Source organism: Paeniglutamicibacter psychrophenolicus (assembly GCF_017876575.1).
GTDB lineage: Bacteria > Actinomycetota > Actinomycetes > Actinomycetales > Micrococcaceae > Paeniglutamicibacter > Paeniglutamicibacter psychrophenolicus.
Genome location: NZ_JAGIOE010000001.1, coordinates 702,002 through 724,719 on the forward strand (window position 1 = coordinate 702,002; position 22,718 = coordinate 724,719).

The window sequence follows — 22,718 nt, forward strand, 5'->3', positions numbered from 1 at the left end:
ACTCTCAGGCTAGCGTCTTATCATGGAAAAATACAGCTGATACCATGAGATCTATGTCAAGGATTCCGTTTCCCACCGCTCCCGGCGCCGACGACCACCCGAGCCTCGCCCTGGTCAATAGCGCTGTGACCCTCCCCGGCGGGCATGAGGCGGACGAGCTGGGAAGCCCGGCCGAGGCCACCGCATGGCTCGTTGGCCACCGCCTGGTTCCTGCCGAAACCACCCTGCTCGCCTATTGCCAGGGCCAGCTCACGACACTGCGCGGCAATTTGCGCGCCATCTTCACTGCCCGGGTGGCCGGCACCGCTCCCGAGCCGGAGGCCGTGGAAGGCGTGAATCGGGCGCTGGTGAAGGTCCCCAGTGCACTGCTGCTGCACTTCGACGACGACAGCGGACTGCACCGGGTCCCGCGGCACCCGGTGACCCAGCTGGTCGAACACGCCATGGCCCAGATCGCGGAGGATGCGGCCGCATTGCTGACCGGAGGCCAGGCCGGCATGGTCGCGCAGTGCGAATCCGAGCCCTGCGACCGGTTCTTCCTGCGAACGCACGCCCGTCGATGCTGGTGCTCCACCCGCTGCGGCGACCGTGTGCGGGCGGCCCGGGCCTACGCCCGCAAGTTGGAACGGGCCCAGGCCGGCTGATTCCGGGCCCCGTGGGGAAACCCCGTACGCCGAAAGATTGACTGGATCGATGGCAAAGATCATCCACTTGGGCGGCGACGCACCGTGGGAAACTCCGTACCGTTGGAGACATGATCACAGCAGAGGCACTGACCAAGAACTACGGCACCAAGCGTGCGGTTGACGGGGTTACCTTTACCGTCCAGCCGGGCAAGGTCACAGGCTTCCTCGGCCCGAACGGCGCGGGAAAATCCACGACAATGCGCATGATCGTCGGCCTTGACCGGCCATCGTTCGGCAACGTGACGGTCAACGGCCGCAGGTACGCCGAACACGCTGCACCGTTGCGCGAGGTCGGCGCCCTGCTGGAAGCCAAATCAGTGCACCGCTCGCGCAGCGCACGCACCCACCTGCGGGCCCTGGCGGCTACCCACTCGATCCCCAACACCAGGGTCGACGAGGTCATCGAACTCACCGGACTGGGTGCCGTCGCGACCAAGAAGGTCGGCGGCTTCTCCTTGGGCATGGGCCAGCGCCTGGGCATCGCGGTCGCACTGCTGGGGGACCCGCAAACCCTGATCCTCGACGAACCGGTCAACGGCCTGGACCCCGAGGGCGTGCTGTGGGTCCGCAACCTCGCCCGCCACCAGGCATCCCAGGGCAAGACGGTGTTCATCTCCTCGCACCTGATGAGCGAAATGGCCCTGACCGCCGACCACCTGATCGTCATCGGGCGCGGGCGCATCATTGCCGACGCCCCCATCGACGCGGTCATCGGCGGGAGCAACGTGCCCACCTGCATGGTCAAGACCGACTCGGCCGAAGACCTGATGAACGCGCTGGCCGCCGAAAACGTGCAATTGACCCGGATGGATGCGCAAACCATCCAGGTCGCCGGCCTCGATGGCCGCGCGATTGCGGCCCGCGCCCTGGACAGGCAGATCCTGCTCTACGAGCTGACACCCGTGAAGCAGTCCCTCGAAGAGGCCTACATGGCACTGACCCAGGACGAGGTCGAATACCGCTCCCACGCCGGCGCCGACATGGATGCCGCGATTTCCGGAAAGCAGGCCCAGCGATGAGCACCGAAACCATGAAACGGCCTCGTGCTGCAGCACCCGGGGCCGCCGGGGCCGGAAGGCTCAGCTTCCCCGGAGTGCTGCGCAGCGAATTCATCAAGTTCTTCTCGCTGCCCTCCACCATGATCCTGATCCTGTCCACCTTCGTGGTCATGGTGGGGATCGCCGCGCTCGGCGTCTGGGGCGTCGGCGCCTCCCTGCAGGCGATGGCTGCCCAGCCGGAGATGGCCGCCGAGATGGGGGACATCACCGTGCTCGCCGCCTCGCTGCCGGGCAGCGGAATGATCGTTGCCCAGTTGATCATCGGCGCCCTGGCCGTGATGGTGATGAGCTCCGAATTCGCGACGGGCTCGGCGCGCTCCACCTTCGTGGCCACGCCCACCCGGCAGCCGGTGCTCTGGGCCAAGACCCTGATGGTCGCCGTCGTTTCGGCGCTCGTTGCCCTCGCCTCGCTCCTGGCGGCGTTCCTGGTGTCCAGGCCGATCGCCGAGAACTACGACCTGCCGCTGGACTTCGCCTCCGAGGTGTATCAGCGCAACCTCTGGTTCGGGGTGCTCTATGTGGTGATGGTGTCGTTGATCGGCCTGGCCCTGGGGACGCTGCTGAAGAACTCGGCCGGCGGCATCGTGGTGCTCGCTGCGCTGTTCTTCGTGCTTCCCATCGTCGTGGACGGGCTGTCGGGCTTCGTGTCCTGGCTGGCCGACGCCGCCCGCTTCCTGCCGGACCATGCCGGAAGCGCGCTGATGCAAATGCCGGGTGCCGAGGGCGCACTGGAGCCTTGGGCCTCCGGACTCGTGGTTGGCGCCTGGATCATCGTCCCGCTGGTCGCCGCCGCCCTGTTGCTGCAACGCCGCGACATCTAGAACACGCCGTTGCTCGGTAGGCTCAGGGACATGAGTGAAAACACGGCGCCGCTCGCCTCCGGGGACCCGGAGGCGAGCTTTGCCGAGATCTCGGCACAACGCATCGGCCCGCTGCGCGCCCTCATGCGCCGCCGCCCGGTGCTGGTCGACACCTCGGTGGTGCTGCTGTACTTCCTGCTGACCATCGTGAGCCTGGTCGAATCGGTGCTCTCGGAGCATTGGGCCACCACCGGCCTGTTGACGATCACCGGAGCCTGGCTGTACTTCCGGCGCCGCTGGCCGATGTTCGTGCTGATCATGGTGGTGCTCTTCGACTCGGCCGCAACGCTGCTGGATTCCTCGTATTTCGGCGGTAGCGCCGGGTTGTGGATCGCGCTCTATGCCGCCTCCACCAAATATGCCGCTAGGCGCATGTTCGCGTTGACTGCCCTGATCACCGCGCTGCAGGGGCTGATCTTCGTGATCATCGGCCTGCCGGCGATGTTCACGGATTCCGCAGAGGACCAGGCCGCGCTGGCGGAAATCGGCGGGCGGAACCTGACCATCACGCTTTCCCTGGCCTTCCTGCTGGGGTCCAATGCCGCGGCCGTGGCGATCGGTGCGGCGGTGCGCAACCACCGGCTGCACGAGGCCGAGCTGGACAACTGGGCCAAGCGTGTCCAGACCCTGGCCCAGGTGCGCGAACGCACCCGCATCGCCCGCGAGATGCACGACGTGGTCGCGCACTCGCTCTCGGTGATGATCGCACTGTCCGACGGGGCGGCGGTGGTGCTCAAGCGCGATCCCGTCCGTGCCGCGGAGGTGCTGGCGGAACTCTCCGGCACCGGGCGGCGCGCGCTGGGGGACATGCGACGGGTCATCGGGGTGCTGCGCACCGGGGACGGGGCGTCCCTGGAACCGCAACCCGCCGGAGGGTCGCTGGAGGAAATGCTCGCCGGGTTCAGGGTGGCCGGTCTGCCGCTGCGCTATTCCACCTCGGGCCCGGCGCTGCCGGACGACGCCACCTTCCAGCTGACCGTCCACCGCATCATCCAGGAATCGCTGACCAACGTGCTGCGCTACGGACGCAACGTCACCGCGGTCGAGGTGTCGGTGGCACGGGTGCAGCAGGACGTCACGGTGCGCATCCACGACGACGGCACGCACCAGGAGGCACGCCGCGAACTGGTCGGATCCGCCCAGGGCATCCGCGGCATGAAGGAACGCGCCGCGCTCTTCGACGGCACGCTGTACGCCGGGCCCGCCCCCGCCGGCGGCTGGAGCGTGCTGGCCAAACTCAAGCTGCCGCACCCGACCCGCTGCCCCGAAAAAACGCCCGGGGGCACCGGCACCCAAACCGAACCCAAGACCCAACACCAAGGATCGTGAGCAAAACCATGCCCGAAACCACCGACCAAACCACCGCGCGCATCGGGGTGCTGCTGGTCGACGACCAGCCGCTGCTGCGCATGGGATTCCGCCTCATCCTCGAGGGCGAGGAGGACCTGGCGGTCCTCGGCGAAGCCTCCGACGGGGCCGAGGGGGTGGCCCTGGCCGCCGCGCTGAAGCCCGACGTGGTGCTCATGGACGTGCGCATGCCGGTCATGGACGGCATCGAGGCCACCGGACGCATCGTGCGCGAACACCCGGAGGCGAAGGTCATCATCCTGACCACCTTCGACCTGGACGAGTACGCCTTCGCCGGGCTGCAGGCCGGGGCCAGCGCCTTCCTGCTCAAGGACGTCGCGCCCGAGGAACTTGTCAATGCGGTGCGTCTGGTGGCCTCCGGGGATGCGGTCGTCGCCCCGCGGGTGACGGCCAGGCTGCTGGAGACCTATGTGCGCAACGGCGGGGCCGGGAAGGCCGCGGCACCTACCCCCGAACGCGACCCGCTGCTGGGGGATTTGACCCCGCGCGAGCTCGAGGTGCTCGGGGCCATGGCCGAGGGGCTGTCCAACGCGGAAATCGCGCACCGCTTCTTCCTCTCCGAGGCCACCGTGAAGACCCACGTGCGCCGGATCCTGACCAAGCTGCACCTGCGCGACCGCGTGCAGGCAGTGGTCTACGCGTACGAAACCGGGTTGGTCGTCCCCAGCCAGGGGCTGGACTACTAAGGAAGCATGCCCATGAACCCCGAATTCCTGCGCAGCCCCTGGCTGCTGCTGGCCGTGGTGCTGGGGGTGCTCGGCACCTTCCTGATCACGCTCTTCGCGCTGCCCATCCCCGGTTGGGCTAGCATCGTGCTGGGGGTCGGCGCCCTCGTGGTGGCCCTGGTCCGCACCCGCTACTAGGGCCCGGATCCCCGGTCCCACACACCTTTTTCGGCACCACACCGCCGGAGCCCCCGCCCGCCACCTACGTCAAGGGAACTCAATGTCCAGCGCAGCCATCGAGCACATCAACGACCTCTCCGCCTTCGTCGCGGCCTCGCCCTCCTCCTTCCACGCCGCCGCGGAGGCCGCCCGCCGGCTGGACGCGGCCGGGTTCACGGCCCTTTCCGAGGCCGACGCCTGGGAGCCTGTCCCCGGAGGGCACTACGTCATCCGCGACGGGGCGATCATCGCCTGGGTCCGGCCCGCATCCGCCGGCGCCACCACCGGCTTCCACATCCTGGGCTCGCACACCGATTCACCCTCCTTCAAACTCAAGCCAAAGCCCACCACCGGCGCGCACGGCTGGCTGCAGGCAGGCGTCGAGGTCTACGGCGGCCCGCTGCTGAACTCCTGGCTGGACCGCGAGCTGGTGCTCGCCGGGCGCCTGGTGCTGCGTGACGGCACCGAAGTGCTGGCGCGCACCGCCCCGATGCTGCGCTTCCCGCAGCTGGCCATCCACCTGGACCGCGCGGTGAACGAGGGCCTGGCCCTGGACAAGCAGCAGCACATGAACCCGGTGTGGGGGATCGGGGACCCGGCCGAATCCGACGTGCTGGCCGTGCTGGCCGCATCCGCCGGAGTGGATGCGGCCGACATCGGCGGCTACGACGTGGTGGTGGCCGACGCGCAGGAAGGGCAGGTCTTCGGCGGAGCCAACGAATTCTTCGCCTGCGGCCGGCTGGACAACCTCTCCTCGATGCACGCCTCGCTTCTCGCGCTTATCGCCCACGCGGCCACCGGCGGCGGGGAGCACATCGCGGTGCTGGCCGCCTTCGACCACGAGGAGATCGGCTCGGCCTCCCGCTCCGGGGCCTGCGGCCCCCTGCTGCAGGACGTGCTCGAGCGCATCGGGCACACCCTGGGCGCCACGGGCGAGGACCGCAACCGCGCCTACGCGGATTCGTTCTGCCTCTCCGCGGACGCCGGGCACTCGGTGCACCCCAACTATCCCGGGCGCCACGACCCGGCCAACCGCCCGCTGCTGGGAGCCGGCCCGCTGCTGAAGATCAACGCCAACCAGCGCTATGCCACCGACGCGGTGGGCGCGGCGCTCTTTGCCCGGCTCTGCGCGCAGGCGGATGTCCCGTACCAGGAGTTCGTCTCCAACAACCAGATGCCTTGCGGTTCGACCATCGGCCCGCTGACCGCCACCCGGCTGGGCATCCGCACCGTGGACGTGGGCATCCCGCTGCTTTCCATGCACTCGGCCCGCGAGCTGTGCGGCGTGGAAGACCCGCTGCGCCTGGCCAAGATCTCCGCCGCGTTCTTCGCCGCCTGATCGGCTTCGGGAGCTGCGGAGGATGGGCGGGGAGGCGGAGAACCACGGGGATGAGCGCCGGGAGGGACTTGGAACCAAGCCCGTCCTGGTGGGGGAGCGGGTCATCCTGCGCCCCTTCACCGAGGCGGACATCGTGGCCATGGGCCCGATCCTTGCCGACCCCGAGGTCTTGAAGCTGACCGGGTCGGTGCATTCGACCCGGGACGCCGAGTCGGCCGACCCGCGCCTCGACGCCGCCACCAGAACATGGTACGAGGGGCTCGCCGCGCGCAACGACAGGCTCGACCTGGCCGTGGTGGACGCCGCCGGCGGGCACTGCGTGGGCGAGGTGGTGCTCAACAACCTGGATGCGGAAAACCGCTCGTGCGGCTTCCGGATCCTGCTCGGGCCCGCCGGCCGGAACCGGTCACTGGGCTCGGAGGCGACCGCGCTGCTGCTGGAGCATGCCTTCAGCAATACGACGCTGCACCGCATTGCCCTGGAGGTCTACGACTTCAACCCGCGCGCCCGGCACGTCTACGAGCGCGCCGGATTCAGCCTGGAGGGCACGGCGCGGGCAGCGCTGCTCTTTGACGGGCAGTTCATCGATGCACACGTGTTCTCCATCCTGGCCACGGACCCCCGCCCGGGCCCCGCTGCCCGTTCCTGAGCCCCGTGGCCTGCCGGCCACCCGCGCGTCACCCGGTGTTCACCCGCCCGTGCTTTGCTCGCGGACATGATCGCCGAGCAAAGCACGCCACGCCGTTTCCTGCCCGAGGTCCAATCCCTGCGCGCCGTGGCGGTGCTGCTGGTTCTCGCCTACCACCTCGAGCCGCGGCTGGTGCCCGGCGGGTTCATCGGGGTCGACGTGTTCTTCGCGATCTCCGGCTTCCTGATCACCGGGCACCTGCTGCGCGAGGTGCGCCGCACCGGGCGCATCGACCTGCCCGGGTTCTGGGCCGCACGGGTGCGGCGGATCCTGCCCGCCGCGTTCGCGGTGATCCTGGCGGTGCTGGCCGCCACGCTGGTGCTGCTGCCGGCCACGGCGTGGAAGGACGTGGGCGCCGCGGCGCTGGCCTCGGCGTTCTCGGTGGAGAACTGGCTGCTGGCAGCAAGCTCAGTGGACTACCTGGCCGCCGAGGAGGCACCCACCGCGCTGCAGCACTTCTGGTCCCTGGGGGTCGAGGAGCAGTTCTACCTCTTCTGGCCGCTGCTGGTGCTGCTGGCCGTGTGGCTCGGAAACCGGTGGGTGAAGGGAGGATTGCGCCGCCCGGTGGGCAGGAGGGAAGCGGCCGCCGGGTTGCCCCGCACCGCGCTGCTGCTGGTCCTCGGGACCGTCGTCTTCGCTTCCCTGGCCTACTCGATGGTGCTGGTTGCCGCGGGGAACCCCGCGGCCTACTTCGTGACCGGCGCCCGGGTCTGGGAACTTGCCGCGGGAGGGTTGCTGGCGCTGGTCCTCGCCCCGCCCGGGCCCGGAACCCAGCCACCGCGCGCCCGCTGGTTCGAGGCCCGCCGGGCCCGCACCGCGCTGGCCTGGGCCGGATTCGGGACCATCGGGATCGCGGCCTTCGGCTACGGGGCTGCCACCGCGTTCCCGGGAGTTTCCGCGGTCCTGCCGGTGGCTGGAACCCTTGCCGTGATCCTGGCCGGTGAAACCCGCGGCGCCCTGGCCCCGCAGAAACTTCTCGAGGCCCGGCCCGTGCAATGGGTCGGTGACATTTCCTATTCGCTGTACCTGTGGCACTGGCCGGCGCTCACCTTCTTCCTCCACCTGGCCGGACGGGAGCCCGGACCCGCCCAGAGCATCGGGCTGCTGGTGCTCTCGCTGCTGCTCGCCGCGGCCTCCCACCGCTGGATCGAAACCCCGGCACGCACCCTGGCCCCGCTTGCCGCCTCGAAATGGCGGGCGCTGGGTGCCGGAGCGGTCGCGGTCGCGCTGGTCGCCGCGCTGGCCCTGGCACCCGGGACCCTGGCCGACCGCCAGATCGCCGCACAGGAGCGTGCGGCCGCCACGTTGCTTGCAGCCCCGCCTCCGGGCTTCGGCGCCGCGTCGATTGCCTCCGGCGCGCCCGCCTACCTGCAGGGCGTGAAGCAGATCGTTCCGGTGCCCGCCGAGGCCGAGCTCGACCTGCCCGACCTGGGCGATTGCGTCCAGAAACCGCAGTCGCCGAGCACCCGGGAATGCTCCAGGGGAGCGAAAGACGGTGCCCTGACCATTGCCCTGGTCGGCGACTCGCACGCCACGCACTGGTACCGGGCCCTGGAGGCCACCGCCAAGCGGCACGGGTGGACACTGCTGACCTACCTGAAAAACTCCTGCCCGTTTTCCGCCACCAAGCGCGTCGCCGAGACCGACGGCAGCATCTCCTGCCACCGGGCCAACGAGGACACGCTGGAGCGCATCCTGGAACGCGGGGATGTGGACGCGGTGGTGACCAGCCACTGGGCTGGTTCCGCCTTCGAAAAGGGGGCAGCCGAGGGCTTCGCCAAATACTGGGGCAAGCTCGAGGACGCCGGCATCAAGGTCTACCCGATCATCGACACCCCGCGCCCCGGGACCAGGAACTATGCGCGGGATTGCGTGGCGGAGCACCCGGCGGACCTGGTGTCCTGCGGGGCGCCTGCGGCCAGGGCCTTTGAGACCGGCGACACCACCCGAACCGCTGCAGCACTCGAGCAACGCGTCGACGTGCTGGATTTCTCCGACCAGTTCTGCACGGATGGATTCTGCCCGGCGGTGATCGGCAACGTGCTGGTATATCGGGACAAGCACCACGTCTCGGACACCTACATGCGCACGCTCGCCCCGGTCTTCGACGCCCGGCTCGGCGCGTTGATGCGTGCGGATGGATTTGGCTGAGGGCCCCGCGAGGGGCGTGATGCACCGCACCGGACACGGTCGGGAGAATCGATGGTTTTCCGCTAGAATGGTTGAGGCTGTTTCTGCCGCGCCCGGCAATCGGGTTGTGGCGACAGCAAATGCAAAGAACCTCCTGTTGCGGAAATGCCGTGACCGTTTAGCCCAAAGGAGGTGGGTTCACATGCGTGCTTATGAATTGATGGTGCTGATCGACCCCGAGGTCGACGAGCGAACCGTTGAACCAACCCTCGGTAAGTTCCTGGACGTTGTCCGTAACGATGGTGGAACCATCGAGAACGTTGACATCTGGGGCCGTCGCCGCCTGGCCTACGACATTCAGAAGAAGAATGAGGCCATTTACGCGGTAGTTAACTTCACCGCTACCCCCGCTACTTCCGCAGAGCTTGACCGCCAGCTGAGCCTCAATGAGACCATCATGCGCACCAAGATCACCCGCCCGGAAGAGGCAAAGGTCGTTGCAGAGTAATTCTGCTCTTCGATCTTCGTAGAACAACACTTTAGGAGGCTCCAATGGCAGGCGAGACAGTCATTACGGTTATTGGTAATTTGACCGCTGACCCGGAACTGCGTTTCACCCCGTCAGGATCGGCCGTGGCGAACTTCACCATTGCATCGACCCCGCGAACCTTCGACCGCCAGACCAATGAATGGAAGGACGGCGACACGCTGTTCCTCCGTGCGTCGGTGTGGCGTGAGGCAGCCGAAAACGTCGCTGAGACGTTGACCAAGGGCATGCGCGTCATCGCCCAGGGCCGCCTCAAGTCGCGTTCCTACGAAACCAAGGAAGGCGAAAAGCGTAACGTCACCGAGCTTGAGGTCGATGAAATCGGCCCGTCGCTGCGTTACGCCTCCGCAAAGGTCACCCGTACCCAGCGCTCCGGCGGTGGCGGTGGCGGCTTTGGTGGTCAACAGCAGAACGCCGGCGCAAATGCCGGTGGATTCGGCGGCGGCAACCCAGGCGGCGGCGGTGGATTCGGTGGCGGCAACGCCGGCGGAAACACCGGTGGCGGCTGGAATGCACCCGCGGCCGATCCTTGGGGAGCTCCTGCCGGAGGAAACAACGGCGGATGGGGCAACCCGGGTTCCGACGAACCACCTTTCTAAACAAATTTATTCACCATCCCGCAGAAAATTCTGCGGGCTCCACCTGAATTAAGGAGCTCCACGATGGCTAAGGCTGAACTCCGTAAGCCCAAACCAAAGTCCAACCCCTTGAAGGCCGCTGACATCACTGTCATCGACTACAAGGACGTAGCATTGCTGCGCAAGTTCATTTCCGATCGCGGAAAGATCCGTGCCCGTCGCGTTACCGGTGTTTCCGTACAGGAACAGCGCAAGATCGCACAGGCCATCAAGAACGCGCGTGAAGTGGCATTGCTGCCTTACTCCGGCGCTGGCCGCGGCTAAGGAAGGTATACCAACATGGCAAAGCTCATTCTGACCCACGAAGTTACCGGCCTTGGTGCCGCAGGCGACATCGTTGAGGTGAAGACCGGTTACGCACGTAACTACCTTCTCCCGCGCGCCTTCGCCATCACCTGGAGCAAGGGCGGTGAGAAGCAGGTTGAGTCGATCAAGGCCGCCCGTGCTGCTCGCGCTGTTGCTTCCCTGGAAGAAGCACAGGCACTTGCCGCTTCGATCTCGGCCAAGCCGGTCAAGCTGACCGTCAAGGCCGGCGCTACCGGTCGCCTCTTCGGCACCGTGAAGACCGAGGACATTGCCAAGGCTGTTGCAGCCGCTGGCTTGGGCTCGATCGACAAGCGCAACATCGAAATCAACGATCACATCAAGTCGACGGGTAACTACTCGGCGACCGTGCGTCTGCACACCGATGTCTCCGCGACCGTTGCACTGCAGGTTGTTGCCGCCAAGAAGTAATTTCTTGCGCATTCGCCGTCTTGGCTGACGGCAAACCACTGTGGACCCCGCCAATGGCGGGGTCCACAGTGGTTTAACGCCCAAAACGTGCCTTCATCCCGCGGATCGGCCGGCCGGGGGCTGGCGCATGATGCCGGTGTCCAGTAGTTTTGCGGCAGGAAGCCGCTGCCGTTCGGTTATGGAGGCCGACCCGGGCCACGGACGCTGCAGGGCGCTGCAACAGGAAGGCGCGAGCATGAAGCTGACACTGACCGAATTCGTGAGCCTGGACGGGGTCTGCCAGGGCCCCGGGTCCGCGGAGGAAGACACCACCGATGGATTCACGCAGGGTGGCTGGTTCGTTCCGCACATGGATGCGGGGTTCATCGACCAGGCCGCGCAATGGCTGGCGCAAGCCGACGGGCTGCTGCTGGGCCGCCGCACCTACGAGGCCTTCGCGCGGGACTGGCCGCAGATCACCGACCCGGATGACCCCTTCACGGCCCTGATGAACTCGCTGCCGAAGTACGTTGCCTCGCAGACGCTGGCCGAGGGCTCCTGGAACCCGACCACGGTCCTCTCCGGCGACGTTGCCGCCCGGGTTGCGCAGCTCAAGGCCCGACCCGGCAGGGAACTGCAGATCCACGGCAGCGCCCGGCTTGCCGGGTCGATGCTCGCCGCGGGGTTGATCGACGAGCTCCGGCTCGTGGTGGCTCCCGTCGTCCTTGGACACGGGCGGCGGCTCTTTCCCGAAGGCGGCTCACCGGCGGGATTGCGGTTGACCGGCAGCAAGTCCACCGGCGGGGGACTGGCCATCCTGCTCTATGAAAACACCGGAACCCCGAGCTATGCGACCTACACGGGCGCCTCGGACGTGGGTTGAGCGCCCGGCGGCCATCATCATCGCTCCATGCTGGCCATATCGTGGCATTGGGTCGCAGGATCTTCGATTCTTACGCTTCGTGACCTAATGTGTCGAAACAATCTTTGACGGAGTCGCAATATTTCTCCTAACGTTAGTGGTGAATCAAGAGTGTCAACTTACAAGCCCTGGCTTGTTGACCGGCAACCCTCTCACGGTGGTGGGGTGCTCCAGGTGATGATTCGGCCTTCCGGAACCCCGGGGGCAAGTACCGCACACCTCGCTGTTCTGCGCGTGCATTTCACGCAGTGGCGAAGGTGGGCCGAAGCCGAAGGATTGAGCACCATGACACTCACCTCTGACCTCACACCCGATACCCTGCGCAACGTCTTTGCCCAGCACCCATCCGGCATCGCCGCACTCTGCTCCATCGTCGACGGACAGCCGCAGGGAATTGTGGCCTCGTCCTTCACAGTCGGTGTGTCCATGGATCCGCCGCTGGTGATGTTCGCGGTCCAGAACACTTCCAAGACCTGGCCGTTGGTACGCACCAGCGGGCGCATCGGTGTTTCGGTGCTCAGCGAAAAGAACGAGGGCGTGTGCCGACAGATCGCATCCAAGTCCGGGGACCGCTTTGCCGGGCTTCGCCTGGACTCGACCGACGAGGGCGCGCTGTTCCTGCATGACGCCACCTTGTGGCTCGACTGCTCGATCGAGCAGGAGATCCCGGCCGGGGACCACCACGTGGTGCTCCTGCGCGTGCACGGCCACCAGACGCACGACGAGACCAATCCTCCGCTCGTGTTCCACGGCTCCGCCTTCCGCCGCCTGGAGGCAGAGCAGCTGGTCTCCTGAGGTCCACTGGAACGCGAGGGCTCCCCGCCCGCCACCCCGAACACATGATTCGGCGCGGCAGGCGGGGAGCCTTCTTCGTTGATGCGGTGTTCAGCCCTGCGGCTGGACGTGGACCGCGTCCATCATGTGCCGGTACCCGTCACGGGCAAGCTGGGCCAGGATCTCGACATCGACGTCGGCGAGCTTGTTCACGTACAGGCAGCCCGCGCCGCGCTTGTGCTTGCCCAGTTTCGCCAGGAGTGCGGGGGCCGTCGGGGCAATGGTCAGCCCGTAGAGTGCCAGGTTCGCGGAGCGCGGTGAAAAGCCAATGGCGACAGCATCTCCCTCGCGGCCGGACTCGTACTTGTAGTGGTAGGTGCCGAAGCCGACGATCGTGGGCCCCCACATGGTGGCGGGCTGGCCGCTGGCCACTTCCATCATCTCCATCAGGAGCTCGGCGTCCGCGCGCCGCGTCGGGTGTGGCACCGCTGCAATGAACTCGTGTGGGTCAACGGGGGTCGGTGCGGTCTTGTTGGCGGTCATGCGGCCCAGTATCTCAGGGCTTGGTGATGTGCATCAATGCCCGCAATCCCCAGATCCTTGGCAAGCCTCGGCGTGTCTGTGGATAGCTTGTGGGTAACCGTGGAAACGGGGGTGGATTAACCGCGGAATCTCGGGGTTTTTGTATGTATAACCCACTTTTACGCCTGTGGAGGATGTGGATAACTAGTTTGTATCCACAGGGGGTGAATTACATAAGGCCTAGTCAAACGGATGTAATTGTCAAATACTTCCTGTAATCCACAACGTTCTCCCCAGACTGTGCACACAACACGCCGCGAGGTTCACAGGTTATCCACACGCCCTGTGGATAACCGTGTTGGGTTTGGCGGAAATCAGGTCTATGGTGACAGTGTTCCCCACCTATTTCCACAGGTTCGTGGTGCCTTACGGCACGTGTGAGCTTGGACCTAACGAATCGTCCGTGCTCCTTGAGACACTGGAAGGGTAATGAAGCGGAAAACTTGGGAACCCGCGCAGCTTGAAGGGAAAAGCCCGTGTCGCTAGCCAGCACCGAAACCAACTCCGATTCACAGGGATCGGACTATGGACGCACTCCACCACAGGACCTTGTAGCAGAGCAGAGCGTCTTGGGCGGCATGATGCTTTCCAAGGACGCCATCGCTGACTGCGTCGAGGTGCTGCGAGGCCTCGATTTCTATCGCCCGGCACACGAGGCAATTTACGAAGCCATCATCGACCTCTACGGCCGCGGCGAGCCCGCCGACGCCGTCACCGTCTCGGACCTGCTGACCAAGCGCGGCGAGATCACCCGCATTGGCGGCCCGGCTTACCTCCACACGCTCATCCAATCGGTGCCCACCGCCGCCAACGCCGGCTTCTATGCCGAAATCGTTCGCGAACGCGCGGTGCTGCGCCGGCTCGTTGACGCCGGCACCAAGATCGTGCAGCTCGGCTACTCGCAGGACGGCGAGGTCGACGCCATCGTCAACGAGGCCCAGGCCGAGGTCTACAAGGTCGCCGAACGACGCACCGCCGAAGACTACGTGCCGCTGCGCGACATCATCGAGGGCACCGTCGATGAGATCGAATCGGCCGGCAGCCGAGGCGAGGGCGTGATCGGTGTCCCCACCGGAATCTTCGAACTCGACGAGCTGACCCAAGGCCTGCACGGCGGCCAGATGATCGTTATCGCCGCCAGACCGGCCGTTGGCAAAAGTACGTTCGCATTGGATTTTGCCAGGTCAGCGTCCATTAAGAACAACCTGACCTCCGTTTTCTTCTCCCTGGAAATGGGGCGCAACGAAATCGCCATGCGCCTGCTGTCGGCCGAGGCGAGCATTGCGCTGCAGAACCTGCGTAAGGGCACGATCCAGGACGAAGAATGGTCGAAGATCGCCACCACGATGGGCAGGCTCAACGATGCCCCGCTGTTCATCGATGATTCGCCGAACATGTCGCTGATGGAAATCCGCGCCAAGTGCCGACGGCTCAAGCAGAAGCACGACCTCAAGCTAGTGGTCCTCGACTACCTTCAGTTGATGAGCTCCGGCAAGAAGGTCGAATCCCGCCAGCAGGAAGTCTCCGAGTTCTCTCGTGCGCTGAAGCTGCTGGCCAAGGAACTCGACGTTCCGGTCATCGCCCTGTCGCAGCTGAACCGTGGTTCGGAGCAGCGTACCGACAAGAAGCCGATGATCTCCGACCTTCGCGAATCCGGATCCATTGAGCAGGATGCTGACATGGTCATCCTCCTGCACCGTGAAGACATCTACGACAAGGAATCGGCACGTGCCGGCGAGGCCGACGTGATCGTGGCCAAGCACCGTAACGGTCCCACCAAGACCATCGTTGTCGCGTTCCAGGGCCACTACTCGCGCTTCAACAACATGGCGCAGGATGGCATGGGATAGTTCCCTGCGGATCGTCGTATCCGGGCGGTTGTGCCCCCTGCAGGGGGAGCGCAACCGCCCGAACCGATTTCCGGCCTTTCCCGGGCCGAGGTCTGGCGACCTAGGCGCGGGCCTCGGCGAACTCCTTGAAGGCCGTCATCATCTTGAGGCTCTGCTTCTTGAACATGGGGCCGAACAGCAACGCGACGACCCGCATGAAGCCGGTGAACTCAAAGACATTGTGGGCCACCCAGCGCGTGGCGCTCCCGTCGAGGTCATGGAATTCGTTCCGGCAAACATTGTGCACGCCCTTGGCGTCGTAGGTGCCGTCGAAAGCCTCGGGCAGGTCGCGCCTGGTCACGGTCTCAATCATCTCCATGGTGCCGCGCCCCTGCCGGTACGTCAGACGCGAGGTCGCGCCGGGCTCCCCGGGCGTGCCGGTGACGCCTTCGAAGGAGATCAGGCCCTTCTGCCACTCCTTGAGGTTTTCCGGATCATCGAAGAGCTCGATGAAGCGCTGGCGAGGCAGGCTGACGGTGAGTTCCTGGGTGAATTCCATGCCCGAAGCATATCGGTGCACACCACCGGTTCGGTCCCTGTGGTGGAGCCATGCGCCAGACCTTACGCTCGAGGTATGTCGAGCCAGCCAAACGCATCCGCCAGCGGGTCCCAGGCGGGCCTTTTTTCCCCGCAATACCGGTGGGTCACCGCCGGGATGTTCGCGCTGGTCTTCCTGGTGGCGTTCGAGTCCCTGGCCGTCACCACCGTGATGCCGCTGGTCAGCAAGGAACTGGATGGCGCGTCGCTGTATGCCCTGGCCTTTGCCGCGCCCATGGCCAGCGGGGTGATCGGCATGGTGGCCGCGGGGAGCTACTCCGACCGCCACGGGCCCTCCGTCCCGCTGTACGCGTCAGCGGCGCTCTTCGTGCTGGGGCTGCTGGTGTGCGGCGTGGCCCCGGGCATGGAGGTGCTGGTGGCGGGGCGGCTGGTGCAGGGGCTGGGTGGCGGGGGCATCACAGTGGCCCTGTATGTGGTGGTGGCCCGGGTCTTTGTCCCGCGCCTGCACCCGCAGATCTTTGCGGCCTTCGCCGCCGCCTGGGTGGTTCCCTCGCTTGTCGGCCCGTTCGCCGCCGGGCTCGTGGCGCAAACCATCGGTTGGCGCTGGGTGTTCCTCGGGGTCGTGGGCCTGGTGGTTCTGGCGATGGCCGCGGTCATGCCTTCGGTTCACGCGATGGGCGGTGGTGAGACTCCCGCGGCGGACTTCAGCTGGAGGGCGCTGGGCTGGGCCGGATTGGCGGCCGCAGCCGTGCTTGGCATGAACCTGCTGGCCCGGGTTCCGGCGCTGGGCCTGGTGCTCATGGGCATCGCGGTGCTGGTGGTGCTGGTTGCGGTGCGGCCGCTGGTGCCTGACCGGACGCTGCTGGCCGGGCGCGGGCTGCCGGCCACGATCCTGGTGCGTGGCCTGGCCGCCGCAGCGTTCTTCGGCACCGAGGTCTATCTTCCATATCTCTTGATGGACCGCTTCGACCTTTCCCCGGCGGTTGCCGGCCTCTCCCTGACCGGCGGTGCCGTCTGCTGGTCCGTGGGCTCGGCGATCCAGGGGCGCATGGGGGAGTCGTTGGACAACGCCCGGGCCATGTTCATCGGCTCGGCGCTCGGAGTGGGCGCGATCCTGCTGGTGCTGGGCACCGCGGCGTTCCACCTGCCGGCGATTGTCGCGATCCTCGCGTGGGCCATGGGCGGCGGAGGCATGGGGCTGGTGTATCCGCGGCAAAACGTGCACATGATCGCGCTGTCCACCACCGCGAACCAGGGCTTCAACTCCTCGGCGCTGGCCGTATCCGACTCGCTGGGCTCCGCCATGGCATTGGCAGCCGGCGGGCTGGTCTTCGGGGCCTTCAGCGGCAACGACTCCTTCGTGGCGGTCTTCTTGTTCACCGCCGCCATCGGCGTCGCACTGCTGGTGCTCACCCCACGGGTGCGCAGCGGCACCGAGGCTTCCCCCCGCCTGGAATCCATCGCTACGCTGGAGCCATGAGCGCCCACCCGCTGCCGAAGATCTCCGCACCCGCCTCCCGCGCCCTGGCCGGAGCCGGGATCACGACCCTGGAACAGGCCGCCGCGTACGGCCAGGCAGCGCTGCTCCAACTCCATGGCTTCGGGCCCCAGGGCATCGGGATCCTGCGCGAGGCCCTGGCCGGGCTGGGGCTGGAATTGGCGGACTGATCCGCCATGCAGGCTATTCCTGCGGCAGGATCCGCAGGTGCTCGCTGGTCGGTTTCACCAGGTCGGCGTCGAACTCGTGGTGCTTGAGCAGCCAGGCCTTGATGTAGGGGCAGACGGCCACGATCTTGTGCCCCTGGCCAACGGTGTCCTTCAGTGCCTCGGCGGCCAGCCTGGAGGCCAAGCCCTGGCCGGCGTAGGACTCGTCGACGAGCGTGTGGAAGAAGACCCGATGGATGCCGCCGGTGGTTTCCAGCTCGCGGTAGTGGGCCGCCCCGATGGTCTTCCCGCCGTCCAGCAGCGCATAGCGCAGGCGTTCCGGGCGGTGTTCGATGCGGATCTCGCTCATGCCGTGCTTCCTTGCGGGTTGGTGGTTTTCAGGGGGTACCGAAGAGCCGGCCGAAGAAGCCCTTGGGCTCGCTGCCTTCGGCGTCGATGAACACGGCCCCGAACCCGTCGTAGGTTCCGCCGTGTTTTTCGGTGATGGCGTACACGCCGCGCAACGCTTGTTCGGCGCTCTCGACGTCCATCGGTTGTTCCCGGTAGACCCGCAACAGGTACCGGGAGTTGGCGTCCTGGCCGCCGGACCGGTCGACGTCCCAGCCGGAGCGCTCCAGGTGCGCGGCGGCCTCGGTGACCTCCCGCAGCGAGCGGAAGGAAACGAAATGCTCCATCTCGCGCTTTGCATCGAGCTGGTCGCCCAACGCGGCGCGTTCGGCCAGGGCCCGGCGCAGCTTGGCCAGTTCCTCGATCAATGACATCCGGGTTTCCCTCCTTTCATTTCTCCTTATGGGGCCGTCGGTGTGAGCCCGCGGCCCGCTGCATTGCGGGGGTTCCGCTCAGTCGCGGGGCCGCAGCCTCACCATGGGCAGAACCGGTGCCGGCAAGGGATCGGGTTCGCCCTCCGGGAAGTCCCCGAAGCGCCTGGAAATAATGTCCCCGGGCTCCGCACCGATCTCCGCCTGCCACTGCCTGCGGTACTCGACGACTTCCTCGTGGGTGCGGCCCACGAAGTTCCACCACATCAGGATCTGCTCGTTGAGCGGTTCCCCGCCAATGAGCAGGGCGCGCACGGGTTGGGCTCCGGCGCTCAGGGTGATTTCCTGGGAGCCGGGCGGCAGATAGGCCAGGTGGTCCACGGGCAGCTCGTCGACCCCGACGCTCAGGGTCCCGGAGTCCAGCAGCACCCCGTGCTCGTGGTGTGCCTTCACATCCAGCCGGATGGAGGTGCCGGGCTGCAGCAGGATCTCGGCACCCACCAGCTCGGTGTGCGTGGCCACCGGGGAATGCGAGTGCAGGTCCGCGCCGCGCGGGTTCAGCACGGTCAGGCCGCCGAGGAACACGCTGACGCTGAAACCGTCACCGACCAGCGGCTCGGGCCGGTAGTGCGCGAAGGTCGGTGGCATGTGCCGCGCCGAATCGGGCAGCGCGACCCACAGCTGGGCGCCGTGCAGCACCGTGGTGTCGGGGGTTGAGAACTCGGAGTGGCTGATCCCGCGGCCGGCAGTCATCAGGTTCACCTCGCCGGGGCGCACCATGGCGTGGAAACCGGCCGAATCGCGGTGCTCGATCTCCCCGGTGAACAGCCAGGACACGGTCTGCAACCCGGTGTGCGGGTGGCGCGGGACCTTAATCCCGCCGGATTCGCCCACCGGGTCGGGACCGTAGTGGTCAAGGAAGCACCAGGCGCCGATGAGGCTGCGCTGTTTTTGCGGCAGGGTGCGGCGCACATCCATGGCGCGCGGCCCTCCAAGCGGGACGTTGCGCGGAACCAACAGTTCGATCCCGGCATGGGTCTTGTCTGCCCCGCAAACCATCTCGTCGGGGGCGGCCTCGAGGTTGCTCATGTCCCCAGCGTAGTGCCGGGGCAGGCTTTAGGCATCCCCCGCGCCGCGGTGGCGGGCCGGGGCGGCGGGCAGGTACTCGGTGACGGGCATCGAGCGGGCCACCACGGCGCGCAGGTCCCCCAGGGTGCCCGGAACCTCGCCGGCGGCCCGGGCCTGGACCAGGACGTTGCCCAGTGCGGTGGCCTCGACCGGGCCGGCGAACACCGGCAGCCCGGTGGCGTTGGCGGTGAGCTGGCACAGCAACGAATTCTGCGATCCGCCTCCCACCACGTGGATGCGCTCCGGGACGCATCCGGTCAGCTCGGTGGCGGTGCGCAGGGCGCGTGCGTAGGCCTGGGCCAGGGATTCAAGGATGCAGCGCACCACTGCGGCCGGTTCCGCGCCAGGGTCCAGATGGACCCAGGCACCGTCCGGGCCCCGCCGGCCGGCGGCGGCACGGATGCGGTCGGCCATGGACCCGGGGGCCAGGAACTCTTGCGAATCCGCATCGATGCGCGCTCCGTTGTCCTCCCAGGCCGTGGCGGCCTTCAACAGTCCCGGCAGGGAATCGGCCCCCAGCTGCCATTGGCGCAGGGATTCTTGCAGCAGCCACAGCCCCCCGACGTTGCGCAGGAAGCGGATGGTGGAATCCACGCCGCGCTCATTGGTGAAATTCGCTTCCCGGGCGGCATCGCCAAGCACCGGTGCGTCGAGTTCCAGGCCCACCAGCGACCAGGTCCCCGAGGAAATGTAGGCGAAATCGGTGCCGGGTTCCGCCGGGACGGCAAGCACCGCCGAGGCGGTGTCGTGGGATCCCACGGCCACCACGGGGGTGCCGGGCCCCAGCCCGGTGCCGGCGGCGATCCCCGGCAGCAGCTGGCCGTACACCTGCCCGGGGGCAATCAGCTCGCCAAAGAGCCCGGGGTCCAGGCCCAGGGCGGCGGCGAGCTGCCCGGAGAACCTGCCGGTGGCGGCATCGAGCAGCCCGGTGGTGCTGGCGTTGGTCTCCTCGGTGCGCATGGCGCCGGTGAGCAGGTAGGCCAGCAGGTCCGGGACCAACAGCGCGCGCAGGCCGCGCAGCTCGGGCTCGCAGGCCAGCTGGTAGATGGTGTTGAAGGGCAGGAACTGCAGCCCGTTGATCCGGTACAGCTGTTCGCGGGAAACCAGCCGGTGCACGGACTCGATGACGTTCTCGGTGCGTGGATCGCGGTAGGCGAAGGGGTCCCCGAGCAGTTCGCCGTCGCGCAGCAGCCCGTAGTCCACCGCCCAGGTGTCGATGCCGATGCTGGCGATCTCCACGCCCAGGTCCCGGGCCCGGGCCGCGGCCAGGCCAAGCCCGGTGAGCATCTGCGCGTGCAGGAACCCGATGTCCCAGTGCAGCGAGCCGCCTTGTGGCACCACGGCGTTGGGGAAGCGGTGCAGGACCTCTAGTTCCACGCGCCCGGCGGCCAGCTGCCCGAGGATGACCCGGCCGGAGGAGGCCCCGATGTCGATGGCGATGTAGGCGTGCCGCGCCGGGTTGCCCGCCTTGCCTGGGTTCTCCATGGTGCTCAGCGCAGGAACGCCGCGGGGACCCCGGCGTCAACCGGGATGTGCAGGCCGGTGGTGTGCGAGAGGTCGGCGGAACACAGGGCAAAGACCGCGTTGGCCACGTTCTCGGGCAGCACCTCGCGCTTGAGCAGCGTGCGCTGGGCATAGAACTTGCCCAGGTCCTCCTCCGGGACCCCGTAGACCGCGGCGCGCTTGGCGCCCCAGCCGCCGGCGAAGATGCCCGAGCCGCGCACCACCCCGTCGGGGTTGATGCCGTTGACCTTCACCCCGTGCTCGCCCAGTTCCGCCGCCAGCAGCCGCACCTGGTGGGCCTGGTCGGCCTTGGTGGCCGAATAGGCGATGTTGTTGGGTCCGGCGAACACCGAGTTCTTGGAGGAGATGTAGATGATGTCCCCGCCCAGCTTCTGCTCGATGAGCACCCTGGCGGCGGCGCGGGAGACCAGGAAGGAGCCCTTGGCCATCACGTCGTGCTGCAGCTCCCAGTCCTTCACCGTGGTTTCCAGCAGCGACTTGGACAGCGAGAGCCCGGCGTTGTTCACCACCAGGTCCAGCCCGCCGAAGGCCAGCAGTGCGGCCTCGACGCCGGCTGCGACCTCGTCCTCGCTGGTGACATCCACGCGCACCCCGATGGCCACGTCGGTGCCGCCGATGGAGGCGGCCACGTCCCGGGCCTTGTCCGCATCCAGGTCGGCGATGACGACGCAGGCGCCCTCGGCGGCGAGGCGTTCGGCGATGGCCCGTCCGATGCCCGAGGCGGCCCCGGTGACCAGGGCGATGCGGGTGGCCAGGGCCTTGGGCTTGGGCATCCGGGTGAGCTTGGCTTCCTCGAGCGCCCAGTATTCGATGCCGAATTTCTCGGATTCGTCGATGGGGGCGTAGCTGGAGAGGGCTTCGGCCCCGCGCATCACGTTGATGGCGTTGCGGTAGAACTCCCCGGCGACCCGTGCGGTCTGCTTGTTGGCCCCGTAGCTGAACATCCCCACTCCGGGGACCAGCACGATCGCCGGGTCGGCCCCGCGCATGGCCGGGGAATCGTCGGTGGCGTGCCGCCGGTAGTAGGCGCCGTAGTCGGCGCGGTAGGCGGCATGCAGTTCGGCCAGCCGCGCGGTGCAGGCCTCGATGCCGGCATCGGCATCGAGGTCCAGGACCAGCGGCTTGATCTTGGTGCGCAGGAAGTGGTCCGGGCAGCTGGTGCCCAGGGCCGCCAGTTCCTCCAGGCGTGCCGAGCCTAGGAACTCGAGGACCTCCGGTGCATCGCTGAAGTGCCCGACCACTGGCTTGTCTTCGCTGGCGATGGCGCGGATGGCCGGGGCCAGGGCCGCTGCCTTGGCACGGCGTTGGGCCTCGGGCAGTGCGGCACGCTGTGGCAGCTTGGCCCCGAAGGGTTCCGGGCGCCCGTGCCCGGCGATGTGGTTTTCGGCGGTGTGGATGATCCACAGCGAGTTGGCCTGTGATTCCTCGCTGGTGTTCCCCCAGGCGGTGATGCCGTGTCCGCCGAGGATGCACCCGATGGCCTGCGGGTTTTCTTCCTTGAGCCGTGCGATGTCCAGGCCCAGCTGGAAGCCGGGGCGGCGCCACGGAACCCACACGACCTTCTGCCCGAAGATCTTCCCGGTCAGCTCCCGGCCGTCGGCGGCGGTGGCGATCGCGATGCCCGAATCCGGGTGCAGGTGGTCCACGTGCGCGGCGTCGATGAGCCCGTGCATGGCGGTGTCGATCGACGGGACTGCCCCGCCGGTGCCGTGCAGGCAGTAGTCGAAGGCCGCGACCATCTCATCCTCGTGCTCGAGGCCCGGGTAGCTGCCGACCAGCGCCCGCAGGCGGTCCAGGCGCAGGGCCGAGAGCCCCGATTCCCTCAGCGTGCCCAGGTCCCCGCCGGAGCCCTTGACCCAGAGCAGCTCCACGTCCGTCCCGGTGACCGGGTCGGTGGCGGTGCCCTTGGCGGAGGTGTTGCCTCCTGCGTAGTTGGTGTTGCGCGGATCGCTGCCCAGGGCGTTGGACCTGGCGATGAGTGCGGCGACGACGGGGTTGCTCATGTGGATCTCTCTTGGTTTCTACGAGGGGGTAAGGGGTGGCCGCGAACGGCGGGGGGGGGGGTG

25 protein-coding genes and 1 riboswitch are annotated in these 22,718 nt (G+C 67.3%); of the genes, 18 read left to right on the plus strand and 7 right to left on the minus strand.

Annotated features, from left to right (window positions below; genetic code table 11):
• Positions 1 to 44 precede the first annotated feature (44 nt).
• The 15 genes from JOF46_RS03030 to JOF46_RS03100 all read left to right on the plus strand — a co-directional run bounded on the left by JOF46_RS03030 (position 45) and on the right by JOF46_RS03100 (position 12,629).
• Entirely contained in the window at positions 45 to 644 is a 600-nt protein-coding gene (locus tag JOF46_RS03030) for a CGNR zinc finger domain-containing protein (RefSeq protein ID WP_209905962.1), read from the plus strand.
• Positions 645 to 754: 110 nt separating this feature from the next.
• Positions 755 to 1,705, plus strand: a complete 951-nt coding sequence (locus JOF46_RS03035) for an ABC transporter ATP-binding protein (protein WP_209905963.1) — start codon at positions 755 to 757, stop codon at positions 1,703 to 1,705.
• A gap of 11 nt (positions 1,706 to 1,716) precedes the next feature.
• On the plus strand, positions 1,717 to 2,565 hold the full coding sequence (locus tag JOF46_RS03040; RefSeq protein WP_209905964.1) for an ABC transporter permease: 849 nt from the start codon (positions 1,717 to 1,719) through the stop codon (positions 2,563 to 2,565).
• A gap of 30 nt (positions 2,566 to 2,595) precedes the next feature.
• Positions 2,596 to 3,933, plus strand: coding sequence for a sensor histidine kinase (locus JOF46_RS03045; protein ID WP_209905965.1), 1,338 nt, complete (start codon positions 2,596 to 2,598; stop codon positions 3,931 to 3,933).
• A gap of 8 nt (positions 3,934 to 3,941) precedes the next feature.
• Positions 3,942 to 4,658 (plus strand): response regulator, encoded by a 717-nt coding sequence (locus JOF46_RS03050; RefSeq protein WP_209911478.1) that lies wholly within the window; start codon positions 3,942 to 3,944, stop codon positions 4,656 to 4,658.
• Between the two features lie 12 nt (positions 4,659 to 4,670).
• The gene (locus JOF46_RS03055) at positions 4,671 to 4,835 is read left to right on the plus strand and encodes a hypothetical protein (protein ID WP_209905966.1); all 165 of its coding nucleotides are present in this window, start codon (positions 4,671 to 4,673) and stop codon (positions 4,833 to 4,835) included.
• 82 nt (positions 4,836 to 4,917) lie between these two features.
• A complete protein-coding gene (locus JOF46_RS03060) occupies positions 4,918 to 6,195 on the plus strand; it encodes a M18 family aminopeptidase (RefSeq protein WP_209905967.1) in 1,278 nt (425 codons plus the stop codon).
• Between the two features lie 22 nt (positions 6,196 to 6,217).
• Positions 6,218 to 6,844: a GNAT family N-acetyltransferase gene (locus JOF46_RS03065; protein ID WP_209905968.1), complete on the plus strand. Its 627-nt coding sequence runs from the start codon at positions 6,218 to 6,220 to the stop codon at positions 6,842 to 6,844.
• Positions 6,845 to 6,910: 66 nt separating this feature from the next.
• Positions 6,911 to 9,034 (plus strand): acyltransferase family protein, encoded by a 2,124-nt coding sequence (locus tag JOF46_RS03070; protein ID WP_209905969.1) that lies wholly within the window; start codon positions 6,911 to 6,913, stop codon positions 9,032 to 9,034.
• Positions 9,035 to 9,215: 181 nt separating this feature from the next.
• Positions 9,216 to 9,521, plus strand: a complete 306-nt coding sequence (gene rpsF, locus JOF46_RS03075) for a 30S ribosomal protein S6 (protein ID WP_209905970.1) — start codon at positions 9,216 to 9,218, stop codon at positions 9,519 to 9,521.
• 44 nt (positions 9,522 to 9,565) lie between these two features.
• Positions 9,566 to 10,159, plus strand: coding sequence for a single-stranded DNA-binding protein (locus JOF46_RS03080; RefSeq protein WP_209905971.1), 594 nt, complete (start codon positions 9,566 to 9,568; stop codon positions 10,157 to 10,159).
• Positions 10,160 to 10,222: 63 nt separating this feature from the next.
• A complete protein-coding gene (gene rpsR, locus JOF46_RS03085; RefSeq protein WP_007269381.1) occupies positions 10,223 to 10,462 on the plus strand; it encodes a 30S ribosomal protein S18 in 240 nt (79 codons plus the stop codon).
• 15 nt (positions 10,463 to 10,477) lie between these two features.
• The gene (gene rplI, locus JOF46_RS03090; protein ID WP_113763847.1) at positions 10,478 to 10,933 is read left to right on the plus strand and encodes a 50S ribosomal protein L9; all 456 of its coding nucleotides are present in this window, start codon (positions 10,478 to 10,480) and stop codon (positions 10,931 to 10,933) included.
• A gap of 235 nt (positions 10,934 to 11,168) precedes the next feature.
• A complete protein-coding gene (locus JOF46_RS03095; RefSeq protein WP_209905972.1) occupies positions 11,169 to 11,795 on the plus strand; it encodes a dihydrofolate reductase family protein in 627 nt (208 codons plus the stop codon).
• Between the two features lie 142 nt (positions 11,796 to 11,937).
• Positions 11,938 to 12,051: riboswitch (SAM riboswitch) on the plus strand.
• 68 nt (positions 12,052 to 12,119) lie between these two features.
• Positions 12,120 to 12,629, plus strand: coding sequence for a flavin reductase family protein (locus tag JOF46_RS03100; RefSeq protein WP_113763918.1), 510 nt, complete (start codon positions 12,120 to 12,122; stop codon positions 12,627 to 12,629).
• A 90-nt stretch (positions 12,630 to 12,719) separates the two neighbouring features.
• Here the strand turns inward: JOF46_RS03100 and JOF46_RS03105 are convergent, their stop codons facing one another.
• Positions 12,720 to 13,151, minus strand: coding sequence for a DUF1801 domain-containing protein (locus JOF46_RS03105; RefSeq protein WP_209905973.1), 432 nt, complete (start codon positions 13,149 to 13,151; stop codon positions 12,720 to 12,722).
• Between the two features lie 515 nt (positions 13,152 to 13,666).
• On the opposite strand from JOF46_RS03105, the gene dnaB reads away from it, so the two are divergent.
• Complete coding sequence (gene dnaB / locus JOF46_RS03110) at positions 13,667 to 15,040, plus strand: replicative DNA helicase (protein ID WP_209905974.1); 1,374 nt, start codon at positions 13,667 to 13,669, stop codon at positions 15,038 to 15,040.
• A 100-nt stretch (positions 15,041 to 15,140) separates the two neighbouring features.
• Here the strand turns inward: dnaB and JOF46_RS03115 are convergent, their stop codons facing one another.
• Positions 15,141 to 15,578, minus strand: a complete 438-nt coding sequence (locus JOF46_RS03115; RefSeq protein ID WP_209905975.1) for an SRPBCC family protein — start codon at positions 15,576 to 15,578, stop codon at positions 15,141 to 15,143.
• A gap of 75 nt (positions 15,579 to 15,653) precedes the next feature.
• On the opposite strand from JOF46_RS03115, the gene JOF46_RS03120 reads away from it, so the two are divergent.
• Together JOF46_RS03120 and JOF46_RS03125 are read left to right on the plus strand one after the other, a co-directional pair.
• A complete protein-coding gene (locus tag JOF46_RS03120) occupies positions 15,654 to 17,057 on the plus strand; it encodes an MFS transporter (RefSeq protein ID WP_209905976.1) in 1,404 nt (467 codons plus the stop codon).
• Positions 17,054 to 17,245: a helix-hairpin-helix domain-containing protein gene (locus JOF46_RS03125; RefSeq protein ID WP_209905977.1), complete on the plus strand. Its 192-nt coding sequence runs from the start codon at positions 17,054 to 17,056 to the stop codon at positions 17,243 to 17,245. Before JOF46_RS03120 ends, JOF46_RS03125 begins: the two co-directional genes overlap by 4 nt.
• Positions 17,246 to 17,258: 13 nt before the next feature.
• Here JOF46_RS03125 and JOF46_RS03130 read toward each other — a convergent pair whose 3' ends face one another.
• The 5 genes from JOF46_RS03130 to JOF46_RS03150 form a co-directional block, all read right to left on the minus strand.
• Positions 17,259 to 17,591, minus strand: a complete 333-nt coding sequence (locus JOF46_RS03130; protein ID WP_209905978.1) for a GNAT family N-acetyltransferase — start codon at positions 17,589 to 17,591, stop codon at positions 17,259 to 17,261.
• 28 nt (positions 17,592 to 17,619) lie between these two features.
• Positions 17,620 to 18,003, minus strand: coding sequence for a ribonuclease E inhibitor RraB (locus tag JOF46_RS03135; RefSeq protein WP_209905979.1), 384 nt, complete (start codon positions 18,001 to 18,003; stop codon positions 17,620 to 17,622).
• A 78-nt stretch (positions 18,004 to 18,081) separates the two neighbouring features.
• Positions 18,082 to 19,089 carry a pirin family protein gene (locus tag JOF46_RS03140; protein WP_209905980.1) on the minus strand — a complete coding sequence of 336 codons (1,008 nt, stop codon included), beginning with the start codon at positions 19,087 to 19,089 and terminating at the stop codon, positions 18,082 to 18,084.
• 27 nt (positions 19,090 to 19,116) lie between these two features.
• A complete protein-coding gene (locus JOF46_RS03145; RefSeq protein WP_209905981.1) occupies positions 19,117 to 20,613 on the minus strand; it encodes a rhamnulokinase in 1,497 nt (498 codons plus the stop codon).
• 5 nt (positions 20,614 to 20,618) lie between these two features.
• Complete coding sequence (locus JOF46_RS03150) at positions 20,619 to 22,655, minus strand: bifunctional aldolase/short-chain dehydrogenase (protein ID WP_209905982.1); 2,037 nt, start codon at positions 22,653 to 22,655, stop codon at positions 20,619 to 20,621.
• Between the last annotated feature and the right edge of the window lie 63 nt (positions 22,656 to 22,718).